Annotated in this window: 20 protein-coding genes; 12 read left to right on the forward strand and 8 right to left on the reverse strand. The window is 64.6% G+C overall.

Annotation, left to right across the window (positions count from 1 at the left end; genetic code table 11):
• Positions 1-159 precede the first annotated feature (159 nt).
• The 7 genes from fabD to C2I35_RS16385 all read left to right on the forward strand — a co-directional run bounded on the left by fabD (position 160) and on the right by C2I35_RS16385 (position 8743).
• Positions 160-1104, forward strand: coding sequence for an ACP S-malonyltransferase (gene fabD, locus C2I35_RS16350; RefSeq protein ID WP_103764136.1), 945 nt, complete (start codon positions 160-162; stop codon positions 1102-1104).
• 80 nt (positions 1105-1184) lie between these two features.
• Positions 1185-1922, forward strand: a complete 738-nt coding sequence (fabG, locus tag C2I35_RS16355) for a 3-oxoacyl-[acyl-carrier-protein] reductase (RefSeq protein WP_103764137.1) — start codon at positions 1185-1187, stop codon at positions 1920-1922.
• 229 nt (positions 1923-2151) lie between these two features.
• Complete coding sequence (locus C2I35_RS16360; RefSeq protein ID WP_057794165.1) at positions 2152-2385, forward strand: acyl carrier protein; 234 nt, start codon at positions 2152-2154, stop codon at positions 2383-2385.
• Positions 2386-2576: 191 nt separating this feature from the next.
• Positions 2577-3320 carry a 1-(5-phosphoribosyl)-5-[(5-phosphoribosylamino)methylideneamino] imidazole-4-carboxamide isomerase gene (locus C2I35_RS16365; RefSeq protein ID WP_103764138.1) on the forward strand — a complete coding sequence of 248 codons (744 nt, stop codon included), beginning with the start codon at positions 2577-2579 and terminating at the stop codon, positions 3318-3320.
• Between the two features lie 120 nt (positions 3321-3440).
• On the forward strand, positions 3441-4700 hold the full coding sequence (gene fabF / locus C2I35_RS16370; RefSeq protein WP_103764139.1) for a beta-ketoacyl-ACP synthase II: 1260 nt from the start codon (positions 3441-3443) through the stop codon (positions 4698-4700).
• Positions 4700-5869, forward strand: a complete 1170-nt coding sequence (gene mltG / locus C2I35_RS16375) for an endolytic transglycosylase MltG (protein WP_103764140.1) — start codon at positions 4700-4702, stop codon at positions 5867-5869. The genes fabF and mltG overlap by 1 nt, the downstream gene beginning before the upstream one ends.
• A gap of 552 nt (positions 5870-6421) precedes the next feature.
• Entirely contained in the window at positions 6422-8743 is a 2322-nt protein-coding gene (locus C2I35_RS16385; RefSeq protein ID WP_425442940.1) for a phage tail protein, read from the forward strand.
• Positions 8744-8767: 24 nt separating this feature from the next.
• Here the strand turns inward: C2I35_RS16385 and C2I35_RS16390 are convergent, their stop codons facing one another.
• Complete coding sequence (locus tag C2I35_RS16390) at positions 8768-9106, reverse strand: TraR/DksA family transcriptional regulator (RefSeq protein ID WP_103764268.1); 339 nt, start codon at positions 9104-9106, stop codon at positions 8768-8770.
• Between the two features lie 85 nt (positions 9107-9191).
• On the opposite strand from C2I35_RS16390, the gene cysE reads away from it, so the two are divergent.
• The 3 genes from cysE to C2I35_RS16405 all read left to right on the forward strand — a co-directional run bounded on the left by cysE (position 9192) and on the right by C2I35_RS16405 (position 12222).
• Complete coding sequence (gene cysE / locus C2I35_RS16395) at positions 9192-9998, forward strand: serine O-acetyltransferase (protein ID WP_103764269.1); 807 nt, start codon at positions 9192-9194, stop codon at positions 9996-9998.
• A 212-nt stretch (positions 9999-10210) separates the two neighbouring features.
• Complete coding sequence (locus C2I35_RS16400) at positions 10211-10954, forward strand: hypothetical protein (protein WP_103764142.1); 744 nt, start codon at positions 10211-10213, stop codon at positions 10952-10954.
• Between the two features lie 65 nt (positions 10955-11019).
• Complete coding sequence (locus C2I35_RS16405) at positions 11020-12222, forward strand: permease (protein WP_103764143.1); 1203 nt, start codon at positions 11020-11022, stop codon at positions 12220-12222.
• Between the two features lie 119 nt (positions 12223-12341).
• Here C2I35_RS16405 and C2I35_RS16410 read toward each other — a convergent pair whose 3' ends face one another.
• The 5 genes from C2I35_RS16410 to C2I35_RS16430 form a co-directional block, all read right to left on the reverse strand.
• Positions 12342-13694 (reverse strand): pyruvate dehydrogenase complex dihydrolipoamide acetyltransferase, encoded by a 1353-nt coding sequence (locus C2I35_RS16410; RefSeq protein WP_103764144.1) that lies wholly within the window; start codon positions 13692-13694, stop codon positions 12342-12344.
• Between the two features lie 12 nt (positions 13695-13706).
• Positions 13707-15107 carry a pyruvate dehydrogenase complex E1 component subunit beta gene (locus C2I35_RS16415; protein ID WP_103764145.1) on the reverse strand — a complete coding sequence of 467 codons (1401 nt, stop codon included), beginning with the start codon at positions 15105-15107 and terminating at the stop codon, positions 13707-13709.
• A 14-nt stretch (positions 15108-15121) separates the two neighbouring features.
• Positions 15122-15706 (reverse strand): hypothetical protein, encoded by a 585-nt coding sequence (locus tag C2I35_RS16420; RefSeq protein WP_103764146.1) that lies wholly within the window; start codon positions 15704-15706, stop codon positions 15122-15124.
• Positions 15706-16716 carry a pyruvate dehydrogenase (acetyl-transferring) E1 component subunit alpha gene (gene pdhA, locus C2I35_RS16425; protein WP_103764147.1) on the reverse strand — a complete coding sequence of 337 codons (1011 nt, stop codon included), beginning with the start codon at positions 16714-16716 and terminating at the stop codon, positions 15706-15708. The genes C2I35_RS16420 and pdhA overlap by 1 nt, the downstream gene beginning before the upstream one ends.
• Positions 16717-16858: 142 nt before the next feature.
• Complete coding sequence (locus C2I35_RS16430) at positions 16859-17104, reverse strand: hypothetical protein (RefSeq protein WP_103764270.1); 246 nt, start codon at positions 17102-17104, stop codon at positions 16859-16861.
• 155 nt (positions 17105-17259) lie between these two features.
• Between C2I35_RS16430 and C2I35_RS16435 the strand changes: the two genes are divergently transcribed.
• Positions 17260-17664, forward strand: coding sequence for a hypothetical protein (locus tag C2I35_RS16435; protein WP_103764148.1), 405 nt, complete (start codon positions 17260-17262; stop codon positions 17662-17664).
• 39 nt (positions 17665-17703) lie between these two features.
• Here the strand turns inward: C2I35_RS16435 and C2I35_RS16440 are convergent, their stop codons facing one another.
• Positions 17704-18003, reverse strand: coding sequence for an FtsB family cell division protein (locus tag C2I35_RS16440; RefSeq protein ID WP_103764149.1), 300 nt, complete (start codon positions 18001-18003; stop codon positions 17704-17706).
• A gap of 137 nt (positions 18004-18140) precedes the next feature.
• On the opposite strand from C2I35_RS16440, the gene C2I35_RS16445 reads away from it, so the two are divergent.
• Positions 18141-19757, forward strand: coding sequence for an acyl-CoA dehydrogenase family protein (locus C2I35_RS16445; protein ID WP_103764150.1), 1617 nt, complete (start codon positions 18141-18143; stop codon positions 19755-19757).
• Positions 19758-19807: 50 nt separating this feature from the next.
• Here C2I35_RS16445 and C2I35_RS16450 read toward each other — a convergent pair whose 3' ends face one another.
• On the reverse strand, positions 19808-21346 hold the full coding sequence (locus C2I35_RS16450) for a trimethylamine methyltransferase family protein (RefSeq protein ID WP_103764151.1): 1539 nt from the start codon (positions 21344-21346) through the stop codon (positions 19808-19810).
• Positions 21347-21470 lie beyond the last annotated feature (124 nt).

Genomic DNA, 21470 nt, shown 5'->3' on the forward strand with positions numbered 1-21470 from the left:
TGGCGAAAACTTGCGCTGCAATTTAGCCGAGCGCGTGGCCGGGGCAATATCCGCCTGCGCACAGGGGGCGTGCGGCAAGGGCGGTTTTTCGGCCCCCGACATTGCACCGCCCGTCGCGTCACGCTATCCGAGGGCATTGAATGGGAGGGGCAAGGCACCATGAGCAAGGCATTCGTATTTCCCGGGCAAGGGGCCCAGACGATCGGGATGGGCAAGGCGTTGGCCGATGCCTATCCGGCAGCGAAGGCGGTCTTCGACGAGGTCGACGAGTCGCTGGGCGAGAAGTTGAGCGACCTGATCTGGGAGGGCGATCAGGAAACACTGACGCTGACGCAGAATGCGCAGCCCGCGCTGATGGCCACGTCACTCGCCACGATGCGGGCTCTGGAGGCCGAAGGCGTGAGCATCGAGGCGGCGTCGCTGGTGGCCGGGCATTCGCTGGGCGAATACTCCGCGCTGGCCGCGGCCGGGGCTCTGAGCGTCAGTGACTGTGCGCGCCTGTTGCGCACGAGGGGTCAGGCGATGCAGGCTGCCGTGCCGGTGGGCGAAGGCGCAATGGCTGCGATCCTGGGACTTGATTTTGCCACTGTGACCGAGGTAGCCCTGGCCGCCGCAGCGGATGGCGGCGTGGTGCAGGCCGCCAATGACAACGACCCGGCGCAGGTGGTGGTCTCGGGCAATGCCGCCGCCGTGGAAAAGGCGGTGGAACTGGCCAAGGAGAAGGGGGCCAAGCGCGCGATGCTGCTGCCGGTCAGTGCGCCGTTTCATTCTGCCTTGATGGCGCCCGCCGCCGATGTGATGGCGTCCGCATTGTCGGAGGTTACGATCACGGCGCCGCGCGTGCCGGTGGTCGCCAACGTGACCGCCAGCGGGGTGCAGGACCCGGCGGAGATCCGCGCGTTGTTGGTCAAGCAGGTGACCGGGTCCGTGCGCTGGCGCGAGTCGGTGGAATACATGGGCGCGCAGGGCGTGGACGACGTGTGGGAAATCGGCGCAGGCAAGGCGCTGATCGGCATGGTTCGCCGCATCAACCGCGACATCGCCACCCGCGCAATCGGCACGCCCGAGGATGTGAAAGCGGCCGCCGAGTCGATGGCCGGCTGAGACGGGGCCAGGAAAATGGGATTTTCTTGTCAAATTTCTTCGCAAAGAAATTTGGCGCCAGACGAGAAGGATCAAGATACATGTTCGACCTGACGGGAAAGATGGCGCTGGTGACCGGCGCATCCGGAGGCATCGGCGGAGAGATTGCCAAGGCGTTGCATGGCGCGGGCGCGACGGTGGGCCTGTCGGGCACACGGGTCGAGCCGCTGGAGGCGCTGGCCGGGGAGCTGGGCGAGCGGGCGCATGTACTGCCCTGCAACCTGAGCGATCCGGAGGCCGTCGACGCACTGCCGAAACAGGCCGCCGAGGCGATGGGCGGGGTCGATATCCTTGTCAACAACGCCGGGATCACCCGCGACCAGATCTTCATGCGTATGTCCGACGAGGAATGGCAGAGCGTGATTGACGTGAACCTGACTGCCACCATGCGCTTGTGCCGGGGCGTGATGCGCCCGATGATGAAGGCGCGCTGGGGGCGGATCATCAACATCAGCTCGATCGTGGGCGCGACGGGCAACCCCGGACAGGTGAACTATGCCGCCTCCAAGGCCGGGATGGTGGGCATGACCAAGTCGATCGCCTATGAGGTCGCCAGCCGCGGGATCACCGCCAATGCTGTGGCACCCGGCTTCATCGCCACGGCGATGACCGACAAGCTGACGGACGACCAGAAGGACAAGATCAACGCGCAGATTCCCGCAGCCCGCATGGGCACGCCGGAGGAAATCGCGGCAGCGGTCCTATACCTCGCAAGCCCCGAGGCGGGCTATGTCACGGGGGCGACGCTTCATGTCAACGGCGGCATGGCGATGCTTTGAGGCATCGCGCCGCGTTGAAGAAACAAGGGCAGGGGAATCCATTTGCCAATCGCGTCGCATATGCTATAGGCGGCGCAGTTTACGCGGGGGTGATACTGTATTACCCCGTAAATGCCCGTTATACGGGTCATGCAAGCCGCCCGGTCAAGGGGCACATTTAGCCGCTAGTCCAAACGGGCGAGGGCACAGAAAACGGGCGAATGACCCGGCTGAAGATGAGGAACGAAACATGAGCGATATCGCAGACCGCGTAAAAAAGATCGTGGTGGAACACCTGGGCGTCGAGGAAGACAAAGTAACCGAGAACGCCTCTTTCATTGACGACCTGGGCGCGGACAGCCTGGACACGGTCGAACTGGTCATGGCGTTCGAAGAAGAATTCGGCATCGAGATCCCCGATGACGCCGCCGAGAACATCCAGACCTTCGGCGACGCGGTGAAGTTCATCAAGGAAGCGTCGTAACCACGACGACGCACAAGAGATTTTCGAAAGACCCTGCCGGCGCGGCGGGGTCTTTTCATTTGCGCGGTCGAAAATTTCGGGAACAGACTGTATCATGCCGATTTGAGACCATCGTCAACGAAGCAGGGGTCTAAGAAGGGCAGACCCCGCAAACAAGGCGGAACCAGCCCGAATCAGAAGGTGACTGTCGCATGATCATCTACCCCACTCTCGAACTGCGTAACGGCAAATGCGTGTCCCTGACGCGCGGTCGGCTCGAAGAGCCCGTCATCTGGCATGTCGACCCTGTCGAGACAGCGAAATCCTTTGCCGCCGCCGGCGCATCGTGGATGCATCTGACCGACATCGACGCGCTGGCCGGTGACGGCGACAACAGTAGCCTGATGGAAGAGATCATTCGCACTGTCGGGATCCCGGTCCAGCTGGGCGGCGGTTTCCGGTCGCGTGACAGCGTTGCAAAATGGATCGACAAGGGCGCGGGCCGGATCGTGGTTGGCACCATGGCCGCCTACGACCCCGATACCCTGCGCGAACTGGCCAAGTTCTATCCCGACCAGATCGTGCTGGCCGTCGATATCTTCCAGGGTTCGGTGATGACCGAGGGCTGGCGCACGAAAAGCGCGTTCTCGCCTGAAAGCTATATCGCCGCTTTCGATGATGCGCCGCTGGCTGGCATCATCCTGACCGATATCGACGCCGATATCGAAGACAGCGACGGGACGCTGGGCGTGATCAGCGGGCTGGCCGGTCTGACCCGGCATCCGGTCATCGCACGCGGTACCGTGCGCAGCGTCGATGACGTGTCGCGTCTGAAATACGTACCCAACATTTCCGGCACGATTATCGGCCGGGCGCTGTTGTCCCGCGACGTGTCGCTGCAAGAGGCGCTGGAAGTGGCACAGGGCGACCGCGAACCGATCGCCGAGTTCCAATAAGCTGAATGACAGGCTTGAAAAAAGGGGCGCGGAAGACCGCGCCCCTTTGCCGTTGGCCTTGCCCCCGATAGGCAAGGCGCGGTATGGAAGCCGACGAAGGTAGGACAAGAGGGCAACATCATGCGTCGAGTGGTTGTGACGGGTCTGGGTCTTGTGACCCCGCTGGCATCTGGCGTGGAGGAGAGCTGGAGCCGCATTCTGGAAGGGAAGTCAGGAGCGGGCACCATCACGCGGTTCGATCCCACGAACGTGGCCACGAAATACGCCTGCGAAGTGCCCTTGGGCGACGGCAGCGACGGCACCTTCAACTCCGAAGATTACATGGAGCCCAAGGAGCGCCGGAAAGTGGATGATTTCATCCTCTATGGCGTTGCGGCGGCCGAACAGGCCGTGCGGGACGCCGATTGGCTGCCCGAGGACGAGGAAAGCCGCCTGCGCACTGGTGTTATGATCGGGTCCGGCATCGGCGGGCTGCGCTCGATCGAGGAGACGACGCTGCTTATTCGCGACCGTGGCGTGCGGCGGGTGTCACCCTTCTTTATTCCCGGCGCGCTTATCAACCTGATCAGCGGGCAGGTCAGCATTCGCTACGGCTTCAAGGGGCCGAACCACGCGGTTGTGACCGCCTGTTCGACGGGGGCGCATGCCATAGGCGATGCGGCGCGGTTGATCCAGCACGGGGACGCGGACGTGATGATCGCGGGTGGTGCCGAAGCGGCGATCTGCGAGATCGGTATTGCCGGCTTCAACGCCTGCAAGGCACTGTCCACAAAACGCGCCGACGACCCGCAAGGCGCCAGCCGCCCCTACGACGCCGACCGCGACGGCTTCGTGATGGGCGAGGGGGCTGGCATGGTCGTGCTGGAGGAGTACGAGCACGCCAAGGCGCGCGGTGCCAAGATCTATGCCGAAGTCCTTGGCTATGGCCTGTCGGGTGACGCCTATCACATCACCGCACCCGCAGAGGATGGCGATGGCGGGTTCCGCGCCATGCAGGGTGCGCTGCGCAATGCCGGGATCGAGCCTGCCGACGTGGATTACATCAACGCCCACGGCACCAGCACCATGGCCGACACTATCGAACTGAAGGCGGTTGAGAAACTGCTGGGTGATGCGGCCTCGAAAGCGACCATGAGTTCGACCAAATCCTCGACCGGGCACCTGTTGGGTGCGGCCGGGGCGATCGAGGGCATCTTCTCGATCCTGGCCATTCGTGACCAGGTGGCGCCGCCGACGATCAATCTGGACAATCCGGCAGTGGAAACGCCGATGAACCTGGCCGCCAACGCCAAGCATGAACGCGAGATCAAGGTGGCACTGTCCAACAGCTTCGGTTTCGGCGGCACCAATGCCTGTCTCTGCATCGGGGCCGTACGCTGATGTGGCGGCACATCGCGTCGAATTTCCTGACGTTTCTTGTTGTCGTGGTCTTCCTGTTGGGCGGGGTAATCCTTTGGGGCCAGAACGAATACCAGGCCACGGGTCCGCTGGAAGAGCCGATCTGCCTTCAGGTACCGCGCGGCAGTTCGATGCGCGGTATCTCGGCCGATCTGGCCGAGCAGGGCGCGATCACCAGCGAGCGGATCTTCCGCATCGGTGCGGACTACACCGACAAGACGCAGCTTCTAAAGGCTGGTAGCTGGCTGATCCCCGAAGGCTCCACCATGGGCGAGATCACCGATATCGTGACCCGAGGCGGGGCCAGCACCTGTGGCACCGAGGTGGTGTACCGCATCGGCGTCAATGCGAGCGAGGTCGAGGTGCGCGAACTGGACCCGGCCACCAATCGCTTTGTCGAGGTTGCGGCCTTCGATCCGCAGGCCGAGGAGGTCACTCCTCCCGCCGAATTCACCGAGGTGCGTGATCAGGCCGACACCCGCTACCGCGTGGCCGTCGCCGAAGGCGTGACCAGCTGGCAGGTGGTGAACGCGCTTGGTGCGTTCGACGCGCTGGATGGTGAGGTGGCGGCGGTGCCGCCCGAGGGCAGCCTTGCGCCGAACAGTTACGAGTTCAGCGTGGGCGACACCCGCGAAAGCATTCTGACCCGGATGCGCGAGGCGCAGGAATTGATCCTGACCGAGGCCTGGCAGAACCGCGCGTCGGACATTGCCGTCGAGACGCCCGAAGAGGCGCTGATCCTCGCCTCGATCATCGAGAAGGAAACCGGCGTGCCCACCGAACGCGGGCAGGTTGCGAGCGTCTTTACCAACCGGCTGCAAGAAGGGATGCGGCTGCAGACCGACCCCACCGTGATCTATGGCATCACGAATGGCGAGGGCGTGCTGGGCCGCGGCCTGCGCCAGAGCGAGCTGCGTGCCGAGACGCCCTACAATACCTACGTCATCGACGGGTTGCCGCCGACGCCCATCGCCAATCCCGGCCGCGCCAGCATCGAGGCGGCGGTAAACCCCGAGGATACTGACTATGTGTTCTTCGTGGCTCGCACGCTGGACCCGCGCGACGGGCACCTCTTCGCTGAAACGCTCGAAGAGCATAACCGCAACGTCGCGGCCTACCGCGCGCTGGAGGCCGAACGCGCCAACCAGTAGGCGCACGAGGCAAGCTGCCACGGCACCGCACGATGCCGCGACGAATGCTTAACCGAGATCTCTGAAACTGCAGGCGACCCGTGGGATGACCACCGGTCGCCTGTTTGCTTTCTGAGATGAATCTTCCGCGATGCAAGAACTTCGAGGTGTTGGCCCGCATGCCATTGATCACGCAAGATCGGACCCCTTCCCAGGTCACGCTGTCGATAGACGCGCTCGAGAAGCAGCTGTCGGCCATGCGCGCCGATCTGGAGGCGGTCTACGCCCAGATCAGGCGTGGGCAATTCGGTGACCTGAAAGACGCCAGGCGCGCCACGTCGGAAATACGGCAATGGCTGAAGATCGCGATAGATGCGGAGACACAACTTGCAAAAAGAAGAGAAAAAGAGCTTGGCGTCGCGGATGGATACGCCCTCGACCTCGAAGAAGCCCGGGAAAGTATCGGATGTCGACTGGCTCGTCTCCGCAGGGCCCGAGACGCAGAAAGAGTTTCTGGACAGCCTGAGTGACGGCGAAATCCTGTCGCTGCCGTACCTGTTCGATTTCTGGGCGATGGAGCACCAGCGCCCGCCCGAAGGCGACTGGCGCACATGGGTCATCCTGGGCGGGCGGGGCGCGGGCAAGACACGCGCAGGGGCCGAATGGGTGCGCGGCCAGGTCGAGGGGGCCAGGCCGCTTGACGCGGGCCGGTGTCATCGCCTGGCCCTGGTGGGCGAGACCATCGACCAGGTGCGCGACGTGATGATCTTCGGTGAAAGCGGTATCATGGCCTGCTCGCCGCCCGATCGTCGCCCTGTCTGGCAGGCGACGCGCAAGCGGCTTCAATGGCCCAACGGCGCAGTCGCGCAGGTTTTCTCGGCACATGACCCGGAGAGCCTGCGCGGGCCGCAATTCGACGGCGCCTGGGTGGACGAGTATGGCTGCGCAGCCGTGGACAAGGGCACCAACCAGCCCAACAAGTTCCTCGATCCGAAATCCTCGGAATCCACCCTGCCGCATTTCTCGGACGGGCGCCGCGACGAGCTGATACAACAGCAATACCTGCGCGCTTTTCTTGGCTATTGGAACGATCCCGCCAACAACCCGCAATCGGACGTCTACGACGGCGCGATGCTGGACATGGATCACGCATATGCCTGGGCCTGGGACATGCGGCCCTATCCGAATTTCCCAAACAATCGCGACTTATGGAGCGATGGCGCCAATTACACACGAGGTCACTGGCTCAACGGGCGCATCTCGTCCCGCACGCTGGCCTCGGTCATCGAGGAAATTTGCCTGAGGTCAGGCCTGAACGCCTGTGACACGTCCGGGGCCCACGGGTTGGTGCGCGGCTACACGGTCGACCAGGTATCCGAAGCCCGCAGCGCCCTGCAACCGCTGATGCTGCGCTATGGCGTCGACGCGGTGGAACGGGACGGGCGTCTGCGTTTCATCATGCGCGACGGCGGGACCGATCGCGTGATCGACCTTGATACGCTGGTGCGTGACCCCGAGATGGACAGCGTCCTGGAGGAGACGCGCGGCAGCACCGTGGAACTGGCGGGCCGCGTCCGCCTGCGCTTTATCGAGGCTGACGGGGATTTCGAGGTCATCGCCGAAGAGGCGATCCTGCCCGACAACGCCACCAATGGTGTTTCGATTTCGGAATTTCCGCTGGCCATGACCCGCGCCGAGGGCCGCCAGACCGTTGAACGCTGGCTGTCCGAGGCGCGCCTCGCCACGGACACCCTGCGCCTGACCCTGCCGCCCTCGCAACTCGAGACCGGCGCGGGTGATGTCATCGCGATTCCCGAAGGACAGGGCAGGGGACTTTTCCGCATCGACCGGGCCGACCAGATGGCCGGGGCGCAAAAGCTCGAAGCGGTGCGGACTGAACCCGAAAGCTATCGCCCGGCCGAATTCGAGGACGAGGCCGTGACCCTGCGTCCCTTCGTGGCGCCGTCGCCGGTGGCACCGTTCTTTCTCGACCTGCCGCTTTTGACCGGCGACGAGGTGCCTCACGCACCATATCTCGCGGTCACCGCCAACCCCTGGCCCGGCTCTGTCGCACTGTATGCCTCGGACGAGGATTCGAACTATGCCCTCAACAGCCTTGTGACGGCCCGCACCCCCGTGGGTGTGCTGGAAACGCCGCTCTTTCCGGCCCACGCGGGCCGCATCGACCGCGGACCCGCCGTGCAGGTGCGGATGCTGGGCGGCAGTTTGGAAAGCATCAGCGACCTGGCGCTCTTTAATGGCGGCAACCTTTGCGCCATCGGCGACGGCACCCCCGACGCGTGGGAGCTCATCCAGTTCCGTGATGCAGACCTCGTCGACATCGACACGTACCTGCTCAGCCACCGCCTGCGCGGACAGGTCGGCACCGAGCGTGCCGAGGCCTGGCCACAAGGCAGCTATCTGGTGCGCCTCAATGGCACCGCCAAGCAGATTGAGCTGTCCAAGGCCAAGCGCGGGCTGGCGCGCTACTACCGGATCGGCCCCGCCGGGCGCCCGGTGGACGACCCCAGCTTCAGCGCGGTGCGGCTGGCTTTCGACGGGCTGGGCCTGAGGCCGCTGTCGCCGGTGCATCTGAGGCTTTCGGCGGGCGCGGGCGGCGCCCTGTCGATCAGCTGGATCCGGCGCACCCGGATTGACGGTGACCGCTGGGACACCGCCGATGTGCCGCTGGGCGAGGACCGCGAGGAATACCTCGTGCGCGTGGTGCAGCAGGACGCGGTGATCCGCCAGACCAGCACGACGTCGCCGGTCTGGACCTACAGCGCGGCGGATCAGGCCGCCGACGCACTGTCAGGTCTTTACGAGATTCAGGTCGCGCAGGTTTCCGCGCGCTTCGGGCCGGGCCGCTTTGCGCGGATCGAGGTGACCGCATGATCCGTCCCGCCTGAACGCGAAGCCTCAGCCGCGCGCGCACTCCACGCAGCGCGTCGCGGCCGGGTCCAGTTTCAGGCGGCCAAGGACAATCTCCTCGCCGCAATCCTCGCAATAGCCGAACTCGCCCTCGTCCATCCGGGCAAGGGCGGAGGTCAGCCGCGCCCGCTCCCCGGCGCGGCGCGCATCCGTGGCCCTGGCCATCGCCTGGTTCTGCAACGCGTCCATCCGGCTCAGACGACCGACCGATTGCTGGTCCAGCTCCACCGTGGCCTTGCCCGCCGCGCCACGGACGTCTTCGTCGTCGAGTTCCGCCAGACGCGTCTCGATCAGTGCGCGAAAATCCCTGATATCTGCTTCATTCATTTTCGTGAACCCACCCATGACGCCTTTGCATTTTACGGATCGAGCTTATCTGGTATAAGCGATACTCGCACCAAGGAGCATGCACATGGCGAACACACATGCAAAGCTGGCCGAGCTTGACCCGGTCTGGGCCCGGATCAACACCGAGGCGGAGACCGCGATAAAGGACGAGCCGCTGCTTGGCGGGCTCATCCATTCGTCGATCCTGCACCACAAGACCATCGAATCCGCGTTGGCCTACCGCACGTCGATGAAACTGGGCTCGCACGAGATGCCCGAGCAGCTTCTGCGCGAAATCTGCGACATGGCCTATGCCGACGACCCCGAACTGGGGCAGGCCGCGCGCGCCGATATCGTCGCCGTCTATGACCGTGACCCGGCCTGCGACCGCTTTATCCTGCCGATGCTGTTCTTCAAGGGCTTCCAGGCGGTCCAGGCCTACCGCGTGGCGAACTGGCTGTGGCGCACCGATCGCCGCGACATGGCGCGTTTCTTCCAGATGCGCTGCTCCGAGGTGTTCGGCGTCGATATCCACCCCGCCGCCCGCATCGGCAAGGGCATCATGATCGACCACGCCCACTCCATCGTGATCGGCGAAACCGCCGTGGTGGGCGACAACGTTTCGATGCTGCACTCCGTGACCCTCGGCGGCACCGGCAAGGAAGAGGAAGACCGCCACCCCAAGATCGGCGACGGCGTCCTGATTGGCGCTGGTGCCAAGGTCCTTGGCAACATCAAGGTCGGCCATTGCAGCCGCATCGCCGCCGGTTCGGTGGTGCTGCAGGAGGTGCCGCCCTGCAAGACGGTCGCGGGCGTGCCGGCCAAGATCGTCGGAGAGGCGGGCTGTGATCAGCCCTCCGTCGCGATGGATCAGCTTCTGGGCGTTCGCTGAACGTCCCCGCCTCGGCAGTCGAACCCTGGATTCGCCCGGTCCGCACGTCGGTCCGGGCTTTTCTTTGCCCGGATTGGTGCAAAAATGCTGCAACCGACAGCCATAGCCGCGCGTTACTCCGCTTGTTCAGGTCGACAACCCGAAAGGGCAGGTCTAGATACGCCTGACAAGTTAGAACAATTCGCGACTGTCTGCCCGGGGGGCCACGCTCCATGCGATCACAACTGCTGAAACTTCTTCCGTGCCTTGCTCTTGCCGCCCTCACAGGTTGCACGGAGGTTTCCGATGACGGCAGCTCGCAGTCCTTCGCGTCTTCGCGGAACGCAACCGCCAACATCAGCCTGCCGCCCGGTGCCCTGGCCGAGGCCATTTCCATGCCCGACGCCGTCTGGCAACGCTCGGCGCAGCTGGCCCGCTATGGCCACCGCTTCGACAAGGCGTTCTACCAGGCCGCGGCACAACGCGAGGCGGCCAACATCGCCGCGCTGAAACAGGCTTTCCTCGACCTCGGCCCCGGCGTCGACCCCGAGGAAGCTGGACGCGCCGCCTACGTCGCCTATACCTACGTCGCGCAACTGGTTGTAGAGTACGAGATCGACAGCGGCCCGCTGGCGCATAACACCGCCGTCAACTTTGGCAACAAGCCGCGTGGCCTGTGCTGGCACTGGGCGCATGACATGGACGCCCGCCTGCAACGCGAGAACTTCAAGACGCTGCAAATTCACCGCGCCATCGCCAATTATGACAGTATCCGGCTGGAACACAGCACAACCATTCTCGGCCGCCGGGGTGACTCGATGGAAGACAGCCTCGTCTTGGACCCGTGGCGCGACGCCGGCGACCTCTACTGGAGCCTCGTGCGCGAGGACGGCCGCTACGACTGGACCGAACGCAGCAAGGTTTTCGCGTGGAAAAAGGCGCAGAAGGCCAAGCAGACCGGCACGCCATCGTTCTGATCTGATCGCGCGCCGGAACAGGCGGCAAACCCGTCGCGTTGACCACGCAAGTGGGAACCGACGCGATGAATTTCTTTCAAACCTGGGCCGACGCGGCCCTGACCACACTCGGATATTTCTGGGTGGCCTTCTGGGCCTTCGGACTGGGTTATCTCGTCAGTGCGGTCATCCAGCTTTTTGTCAGCCGCGACCGGATGCGGCATGCGATGGGGGATGAGGACCTCGGATCCATGTCGCTGGCCGGGTTCTTCGGTTTCATCTCGTCTTCCTGCAGTTTCGCGGCCCTCGCCACGACGCGGGCGCTCTTCGCCAAGGGCGCGGGCTTCGTTCCGTCGATGGCGTTCCTCCTGGCCTCCACCAACCTTGTCATCGAGCTCGGCATCGTCATCTCGGTCTTTCTCAGCTGGCAGTTCGTGGTCGCGGAATACGTGGGCGGCCTCATCCTGATCGTGGTGATGTGGGGCCTCGTGGCTCTCTGGCGGCCGCAGAGGCTGATCGAGAACGTGCGCCAATCGCTCGAAGCGGGAGAAGAGGACGATCCCGAGGACCCCGCCGACCTCACCCAATCGCCCGCGCTCTGGTCCAAGATGGCCAAGGCATACCTGATGGAATGGCAGATGGTGTGGAAAGACGTCACCGTCGGCTTCACCATCGCCGGAATCATCGCCGCCTTCGTGCCGGCCGAATTCTTCACCTGGCTTTTCCCCGGCACCGGCGAGGAAGGCGCGCGCAGTTTCTTCGAGGTGCTGTCGCACACCGTCATCGGCCCCATCGCGGCCTTCTTCACCTTCATCGGCTCGATGGGCAATATCCCCCTCGCGGGCCTGCTTTTTGCCAACGGGGTTAGCGTGGCGGGAATCATGGCCTTCATCTTCTCCGACCTCGTCGTGTTTCCCGTGATCCGCGTGAACGCCCAGTTCTACGGCTGGAAGATGGCGCTCTACATCGCCGGGCTGTTCCTTGGCGCGCTGATCCTGACGGCCCTGGCGATTCATTACGGCTTCGCCCTGCTGGGGCTTGAACCTCAAAGTGCTGCCAAGGGTATGATGGAGCCGTCCGAGCGCTTCAAGATCGACTACACTTTCTGGTTCAACATGGGCTTCCTGGCCCTGACGGCTGCCTTCGGCTGGCTCGCCTGGCGCGGCTCGGGCGGGCACGAGGGGCATGACCACGATCACGGCGGCTGGCTCGACCGGGTGCTCTTCTGGCTGGCGCTCCTGGCCTATGGCTGGTTGGCCGTGGGGCTGGGGATATACGCGCTGTCGTAAGTGCGGGGCGCTGCGCGACGAGACGTTCGAACGGACCCGTAGGGTGGGTGACAACCCACCCCTCGCAACGAAAAAGGCCGGGGAAATCCCCGGCCCTAACTATCGCAACGCCAAAACCCTCAGGCCAGCATCACCATCGGGTTCTCCAGGTTTTCCCGGATCTTGTCCAACAGCTCCGCCCCAAGCGCCCCGTCGATCACCCGGTGATCCACGCTCAGCGTCACCGACATCACAGTGGCCACGGTCAACTCGCCATCGTCACCCACGACAGGCTTCTTCACGCCCGCGCCCACGGCCAGGATCGCGCCATGCGGCGGGTTGATAACCGCGTCGAAATTGTCGATCCCGAACATCCCGAGGTTGGAAATGGCGAATGTCCCGCCCTGGTATTCCTCGGGCGACAGCTTGCGCTCCCGTGCGCGGGTGGCAAGGTCCTTCATCTCCGCCGACAGGGCCGACAGCGACTTCATTTCGGCATCCTTCAAAACAGGCGTGAACAGCCCGCCTTCGATCGCCACGGCCACCGCCACGTCCGACGGTTTCAGCTTCAGCACCCGGTCCCCGGCCCAGACCGCGTTGCAATCGGGCACCGCCTGCAAGGCCAGCGCGCAGGCCTTGATGATGAAGTCGTTCACCGACAGCTTCACGCCGCGCCCTTCAAGTTGCTTGTTCAGCTGTCCGCGGAATTTCAGCAACGAGTCCAGCTGGATATCCCGCCGCAGGTAGAAATGCGGAATGGTCTGCTTGGCCTCGGTCAGGCGGGCGGCGATGGTCTTGCGCATCCCGTCGAGCTTCACTTCCTCGAACTCGCGGTTCTGGTACATCGCCACGACCGCGTCGGTGCTGGGGCCCGCCGGGGCAGGGGCCGCCTGTCCCGCACTCGATGCGGGACCTCCCGCCGCGGTCTCCTCGGCAGGCTTCGCCGCTCCGGCCTTGGCACTCTCCACGTCCGCCTTCACGATCCGCCCATGCGGGCCCGAGCCCTTCAGCTCGGTCAGGTCGATGCCCTTCTGCTTGGCGATCCGCCGCGCCAGCGGCGAGGCGAAGATGCGCTCGCCGTCCTTCACAGGCGCCGCCGGGGCAGGGGGCACGTCGCCGCTCTCGGGCTTGCTGGCTTCGGCCTCTTTCTTCGGGGCCGCATCCTGCTTGTCTTCCTTGGCTTCGGCCTTGTCGCCTCCACCGCCGGAGCCGCCGGACGCGCTCACGTCACCGATATCGTCGGCGCTCTCGCCTTCCTCCAGAAGGACGGCAATCGCGGTGTTCACCTTCACGCCTTCGGTGCCTTCCTCGATCAGGATCTTGCCGATCGTGCCTTCGTCGACCGCCTCGAACTCCATCGTCGCCTTGTCGGTCTCGATCTCGGCCAGAAGGTCGCCGGAATTCACCGTGTCGCCTTCCTTGACCAGCCATTTCGCCAGGGTGCCTTCCTCCATTGTCGGGGAAAGGGCGGGCATGAGTATTTCCGTGGGCATCGCGCTCTCTCCTTACCGGTAGGTCACTTTGTTGACGGCCTCGATCACTTCCTTGGTCGAGGTCAGCGCCAGTTTTTCAAGGTTCGCGGCATAGGGCATCGGCACATCCTTGCCCGTGCAGTTGATCACCGGCGCATCGAGATAGTCGAATGCCCGCTCCATGATCACCGCGCTGAGATGGTTGCCCATGCTCGCCACGGGGAAGCCTTCCTCGACCGTGACGCAGCGGTTGGTCTTCATGACGCTCGCGAGCACCGTGTCATAATCCAGCGGCCTCAGCGTGCGCAGGTCGATCACCTCGGCGCTGACGCCCTCTTCGGCCAGCTTGTCGGCGGCCTCCAAAGCATAGGTCATGCCGATTCCGAAGCTGACGATGGTCACGTCGTCGCCGGGCCGGGCAATCCGCGCCTTGCCAAAGGGAATGGTGAAATCATCCAGCACCGGCACCTCGAAGCTGCGCCCGTAAAGGATCTCGTTTTCGAGGAAAATCACCGGGTTCGGGTCGCGGATCGCGCTCTTGAGCAGGCCCTTGGCATCGGCCGCCGAATAGGGCTGCACCACTTTCAACCCGGGCACGTGGGAATACCACGCCGCGTAATCCTGGCTGTGCTGCGCGGCCACCCGCGCGGCGGCGCCGTTCGGGCCGCGGAACACGATGGAACAGCCCAGCTGTCCGCCGGACATGTAATTCGTCTTGGCGGCCGAGTTGATGATCTGGTCGATCGCCTGCATCGCGAAGTTCCAGGTCATGAACTCCACGATCGGCTTCAACCCGCCCCAGGCCGCGCCCACGCCGATCCCGGCAAAGCCGTGCTCGGTGATGGGCGTGTCGATCACCCGCTTGGCGCCGAACTCGTCCAGCATGTTTTGCGTTATCTTGTAGGCGCCTTGGTACTCGGCCACCTCCTCGCCCATGATGAACACGTTCTCGTCGTTGCGCATCTCTTCGATCATGGCGATGTTGATCGCCTCGCGCACGGTCATATTCTGCATCTCGGTGCCCTCGGGCCAGTCGGGGCTGGCGTCGGGCTGCGGCACGGGCGCGGCGGGCGAGGCGGCAACCGGCTCGGCCTTGCCGCGGCTCTCGTCCCCATCGCTGTTATCATCGTCTTCCTTGGCAGAAGTGGCACCGCCGCCCGACGAGCTTTCGCCGATATCGTCCGCGCTTTCGCCCTCTTCCAGCAGCACCGCGATGGGCGTGTTCACCTTCACCCCCTCGGTGCCTTCCTCGATCAGGATCTTGCCGATCGTGCCCTCGTCGACGGCTTCGAATTCCATCGTGGCCTTGTCGGTCTCGATCTCGGCCATGATGTCGCCCGAGTTGACGGTGTCCCCTTCCTTGACCAGCCACTTGGCCAAAGTGCCTTCTTCCATCGTTGGCGACAGGGCAGGCATCAGAATTTCAGTTGGCATTGTCGGCTTTCTCCCTACTGGCTCGTGCCCTGGCACAGTGCCGCCAGGTTGCGGAACGCGTCAGTGGCCTGTTTGGCCTCGGACGCGGTCATGATGTCTGTGACTAAAAGTCGAAAAAAAGGTTGGTCCTCGTCATCGCGGACCAGTCGTGTCATTTCGCAGCCCTGCGCGGTGCACGTGGCAGGCATCAGCGGGCCGAAGGTTTCCGGGTTGGACACCAGTTGGTCGTAAAGCGCATTGCCCGCCGCGATCCGGGTCGTGGCCTGCCAGTTCGGCACAGGCGGCGTCAGGTCGAACCGTATCGCGACGGCCTCGCTTTGCGTCTCCAGCGAGATATCCCCTGGCGCCACGCTGCGAAGGTCGCCAGACATGACAACGCGTGCATTGACGCCCTGCATCGTGCCCTCAGCATTCTGGGCAAAGGTACAGTCGGGGCGGATATCAAGGCTTGTTTGCGTCAGCCCAGCCGCGGTCGGCGGACCGTCATAGCGCACGAGCGCGCGCAGCGCCGCCGCCTGATCGGTGAAATCCGTCGCGGCCACGGACGGCGCACCGAGGGCGGCCAAAAACGCGCCAATCAGCATCGGTCGCTTGCGCATCAGGCGTCCTCACGCGTGTCTTCGACGTAAATGTCTGTCCAAAGCTCGGACACGTCCGGCTCTGCGCTTTCCTTGGCGAAATCGGCGGACTTGTTCACCACGTCCTTGATTTCCTTGTCGATCGCCTTGAGGTCCTCTTCGCTGGCGTGCTTGCCCTCCAGAAGCAGCTCGCGCACGTGCTCGATACAGTCCTTCTCGTCGCGCATCTTCTGCACTTCCTCGCGCGTGCGGTACTTGGCCGGGTCGGACATCGAGTGCCCGCGATACCGATAGGTCTTCACTTCCAGGATATACGGCCCGTCGCCCTTGCGGCAGTGCGCCACCGCCTTCGCACCGGCCTCCTTCACGGCCAGCACGTCCATCCCGTCGACGGCCTCGCCGGGGATGCCGAAAGCCTCGCCGCGGGTGTAGATGTCGGGGGTCGAGGTCGAGCGTTTTTGCGAGGTGCCCATGGCGTACTGGTTGTTCTCGATGACGAACACGACCGGCAGTTTCCACAAAGCGGCCATGTTGAACGTCTCGTAGACCTGGCCCTGGTTCGCCGCGCCGTCCCCGAAGTAGGTGAAGGTCACGCGGTCATTGCCCTTGTACTGATCGGCCAGCGCCAGCCCCGCACCCAGCGGCACGTTCGCGCCCACGATCCCGTGCCCGCCATAGAAATCCTTCTCGCGGCTGAACATGTGCATCGAGCCGCCCTTGCCCTTGGAATAACCGCCCTCGCGGCCCGTCAACTCGGCCATCACGCCGTCGGGGTCCATGCCACAGGCCAGCATGTGCCCGTGGTCGCGATAGGTGGTGATGCGCTTGTCACCCTCTTCGGCAGTGGCTTCCAGCCCCACGACAACCGCTTCCTGTCCGATGTAGAGGTGACAGAACCCGCCGATCAGGCCCATCCCGTACAGCTGGCCGGCCTTCTCCTCGAATCGACGCACCAGCAACATGTCGCGGTAGTACTTTTTCAATTCATCGGCGGAAACGTTTGGTTTCTTTGTGGTTTTTCTGGCAGCCATGCGGGCGGGCTCCTGTGCTGAAAAAGGTAGTTTAGCCTTAAACTATCTTATACAGGACTCGCCCGGATTTTTCGAGGGGGATTTTGACGCAGCGTCAGATCACGCCGGCTGACCAGGTCAACGCTGCTGTTCGGGGGAACCGCTAGGCGCGGTCGTCCTCCTTGATATCCGGATCGTTGTAGTTGCTGGGATCGAACTCTTCGGGATCATAGGCTGTTTCGTCTTCGCCGATGCCGGTCACGTGGGTCGTGCCGCTCTCCTCGTCATAGGCCAATCCATAGGTCGCCCGGCCCTCGGACTTGTAGCGCGAATACTCGTGATATCCCGCATAGACGAAGGCCAGCGCGAAGGGCGACACGATAAGGGCTGCCACCAGTTGCGCACTCATGATTGCACTCCTCTCCTTGCCGTTCTTGCGCACGGGCCGGTCGGACCGGCCCGACATGCGCTCTTGCTCGTACCAAAACACCTAGCCTAGGTTTGCGGCACGTCCAACAATCGGCCGGGTCCGCACACCGCTCAAGCCACACCGAAGGTGACATCATGTGCCCATCCTCCGCAAGCCCCGACGGCGCAGAGGCGCCCTGCGGTCCGGACGAACATGTCGTTTTCCTTGGCCGGCTTGCCGAAACCGGGGAAACGCTCTGCGTCTCCCTGCAACCGGGTCTCTTCTACGGCTTTCACCTCGGCGCGCCGGATCAAGTGCCGCGTGTCGCGTTCAGCGTTGACGCAATGCAGGTTACCGGCGATTTCGACTGGGTGCGGAGCGATGGCACCGCGTCGGCGTCCCTCTCGCTTTGGCATGCAGGTGTGACCTACCGCATGGGCGTCAGTCGTGCCGAGCCCGGAGCGGCGCCGCCAATGGGCGTGCTGGAAATCGAGGGCGCCAGCCGGGAAACCCTTGCGCTCGTGCCCGCCTCGATCATCCATGATCTGCCGCTCGCGTGAAGCCCTCGCCAAGATTGCCCGGACCCGGGGGAGGGGGGCTCAGCGGATGACGATCTCATCGGCGCGCAGCATCCCCAGAACCTCGCGCGCCTGCTGGTCCAACAGGTCGAGGTCCAGGTAGGTGTCCGACAGACGCCGGGTCAGGTTCTCCATCCGGTCCACCTGTCCGTCCAGCACCGCCAGTTGCTTGCGAAGTTCGGCCTCGCCCGATTCGATCTCGGCGCGGCGGAACAGGCCATAGTCGCCCTGCACCGCGGCAAAGGTGAAATACGCCCCCAGCCCAAAGGCTATGGCGAAATAGATCAACACACCGAATGCGGGGCGCTTGCGCGATTTCATGACTGCTCTTTCTGCCTCTGCCGCCCGCCTCTTTTCGGGCGGTGCCCGCTCACAATGACACAGGCGATTCGCTTTGTGAATCCCCTTTCACATCAAACCTCTTAAAGGCTACTACTCGTCCTCAAGGAGAGTCATTCATGCCACAACTGCCCCCCGACGCCGCGCTGCTCACCCATGACGTGACCAATCAGCCCGACGCCCGTGGCGATGTGGACCTTTATGCCACCGATCCGGCGCTGGCCGACCATGCCGGCGCGGCGGGTGCGGACACCGCGCATCTTGCGGCCTACGGCGAAACCATTGGCACCGCCGCCATGGCCGAGGCGGGCCGCGCGGCCAACCGCAACCCGCCTGAATTGCTGCTCTTCGATGCCGGTGGCCGCAGGCTCGACGAGCTGCGCTTTCACCCCGCCTATCACGACCTCATGCGCAGCGGCATCGGCGCGGGCTATGCCGCCATCGCGTGGGAAGGGGCGGCGGGCGGCCACGCCACCCACGCCGCGATGGTCTATCTGACATCGCAGGTCGAGCCGGGCGTATGCTGCCCCATGACCATGACCTACGCCGCTGTCCCCGCGCTACAGGCCGACACCGCGCTCTTCGACACGTGGGCGCCCAAACTGCTCAGCCGCGCCTACGACCCGTCGCCGAAACCGCTGGCGCGCAAGCCCGGCGCGACGCTTGGCATGGCCATGACCGAGAAACAGGGCGGCTCGGATGTGCGCGCCAATACCACCCGTGCCGCGCCCGATGGCGACACCTATGTGCTGCGCGGTCACAAGTGGTTCTGCTCGGCGCCCATGTCCGACGGCTTCCTGACGCTGGCGCAAGCGCCCGGAGGCCTGACCTGTTTCCTCGTGCCCCGGTGGCTGGAGGGATGGCGCAACACGATCCACATCCAGCGCCTCAAGGACAAGTTGGGCAACCGCGCCAACGCGTCCGCGGAAATCGAATATGCCGACGCGGTGGCCTATCGGCTGGGCGACGAAGGCGAGGGCGTGAAGACCATCGTCGAGATGGTGCACCACACGCGCCTCGACACCGCCATGGCCCCCGCGGGCCTGATGCGCGCCGCCCTGGGCCACGCCGCCCATTGGGCCCGCCGTCGCACGGCCTTTCAGAAGACACTGATCGACCAGCCATTGATGCGGTCGGTGCTCTCGGACCTGGCACTCGACTGGGAAGGCACGCTGGCGCTGGGGATGTTCGTCGCCGGGCAGTTCGACCGCGACACAGACGAGGCCCGCGCCTTTTCCCGCGTCGCCGTCGCGCTGGCCAAGTACATCGGCAACAAGCTTTGCCCGAACGTGGTCTACGAGGCGATGGAGGCGATGGGCGGCATGGGCTATGTCGAGGACACGCCCCTGCCGCTCCTCTACCGCGAGGCGCCGCTCAATTCGATCTGGGAAGGCTCGGGGAACGTGATCTGCCTCGACATCCTGCGCACCCTGCGGAAAGTGCCTCTGTCGGGCGAGGTGCTCAGCCGCGAGTTGGGCGCCGTGGCCGGGCAATACCGGCACTACGACGCGGCGCTCAATGCCCACATCACCCGTTTTCCGCGCCTGCCGGACGAGGCGCAGGCCCGCTGGTATGTCGAAAGCCTCGCCACGCTGCTGACCGCCTCGGTGCTCATCCGTCACGCGCCGCCTGATGTGGCCGAAGCCTACGTGGCCACGCGACTGGCGGGCGAACGGGGCCGCACCACCGGTGCCATCGGCGCTGTCGACACCGACGCGATCCTGTCGCGGTTATAGAACGTCGCGCGGCCCAGCATGCCGCCCGTCCCGGGCCTGACCCGCGACCTCTACGCCTTCAGATGAATCGCGAACTTCCGCCGTATCTCCGCATCCAGCATCGGGTTCAACCGGGCCGCCGACGCCTGAGCCAAAATTTCTTCTTTCCGCGCCACGGCCTTCTCCACAAGGTCCGGCTTGCCCAACTCCACCCATTCCTTGGGCGACGACCTGTCCCCCAGCGTGGGGTAACAATGATCCCGCTGCATCCGCGCCAGCGTCGCTTCGGTCCCCAGGTAATGCCCCGGCCCGCCGATACAGACCGCTTCCATCTGGTCCAGCGCCAGCGTCTCGTCATCCACCTCGATCCCGCGCACGCAGCGCAGCGCCTGACCAATGAGGTCATCGCTCAGGATCAGGCTCTCGTGACAGAACCCCAAGAGCGAGGCGTGCATCCCCGCTGCCTCGTAGATCATGTTCACGCCCGCAAGCCCGGCCATTACGTTCGAGCACATCTGCTCCCACCCGGCCTGCATATCTGGCAGCTTGGCATCCGACGCACCGCCCGCCGCCCCGCCGGGCAACCCATAGAACTGGTGCATCTGCGCGCAGCCCGCGCTTAGCAATGCCTGCTCGCCCGACCCGATCGACATCGCGCCGGTCCGCAGATCCAGCCCGAAGGGCCAGGTGCCAAAGATCGCCGGATGCCCGGGCTTCACCGCGTTCACGTAAACCAGTCCCGCCAGGCATTCCGCCGTGGCCTGCATGATCGCCCCCGCGATGGTCGACGGCGCGGTGGCCCCGGCCATTCCGGCCGACAGCAGCAGCACGGGCATCCCGCCTTCGATGCACCGCTCCATTACCTCGCAGGACTCGGTCGCGAACCGCATCGGCGGCACCACGAAGCAGTTTGAGTTGCTGACGAACGGCCGCGTGCGGAATTTATCCTCGCCGCCCGCGATCATGTAGAGCATCTCCAGCGCCGGACCGACATGATGCGGCTCGGTAAAGGATGTGCCCACATGCTTCGTCGTGCCGGTGCAGCAAGCATAGACGGTGTTCAGCTCCATCTCCATGTTGTCGGGAATGTCCCGCGCCACCATGGGCCGCTGACAGAAATGCACGTTGTCCAGGACGTCGACAATGCGGGCGGCATCATGCAAATCCTGCAGCGTGCTTTCGCGGTAATTCCGCCCGTTCACATCCACCATGTTCACGGCGGCTCCGGCCGTGCCGTAATGCACCCGGGCGCCGCCAAGACGCAGGTCGTTGACCCCGTCGCGGCTATACAGGGTGATCTCCCGGTTGGCCCGCGCGATGGTCTCCTCCACCAGCGCACGGGGAAAGCGCAGGCGCCCGTCTTCGCCGAGCTCGGCCCCCGCGTCGGTCAAGTAAGCGATCCCGCTCGGCGGCGCGCCCGACAACCCGATGCGTTCCAGCGCATCGAGCGCCGCGTCGTGGATGCGCCCGATCTGCGCGTCCGTCAGCACCTTCAGCGTGCCGCCCTCCATACCGGCGCGGACCGGGCGGATCGTGGCATCGAGCGGGGCCGCCCGGTTGGCGCGACGCGCGGCGCGGCCTCCGGTACGGCGAGGGGAAAGATTGTTCATGTCGGGGTCCTTGGATAAAGGGAAAGGGCAGGGGGGAGCGGTGTCTCAGCCCCGTCCCGGCCGCCCCCGCGCGGCCCGCCCTCGGTCAGCCCCGATCGTGCGGACCACCCGTGTTATCTTGCAG

The sequence above is a fragment of the Roseovarius confluentis genome (assembly GCF_002917925.1).
In the GTDB taxonomy this organism is placed as follows: Bacteria; Pseudomonadota; Alphaproteobacteria; order Rhodobacterales; family Rhodobacteraceae; genus Roseovarius; species Roseovarius confluentis.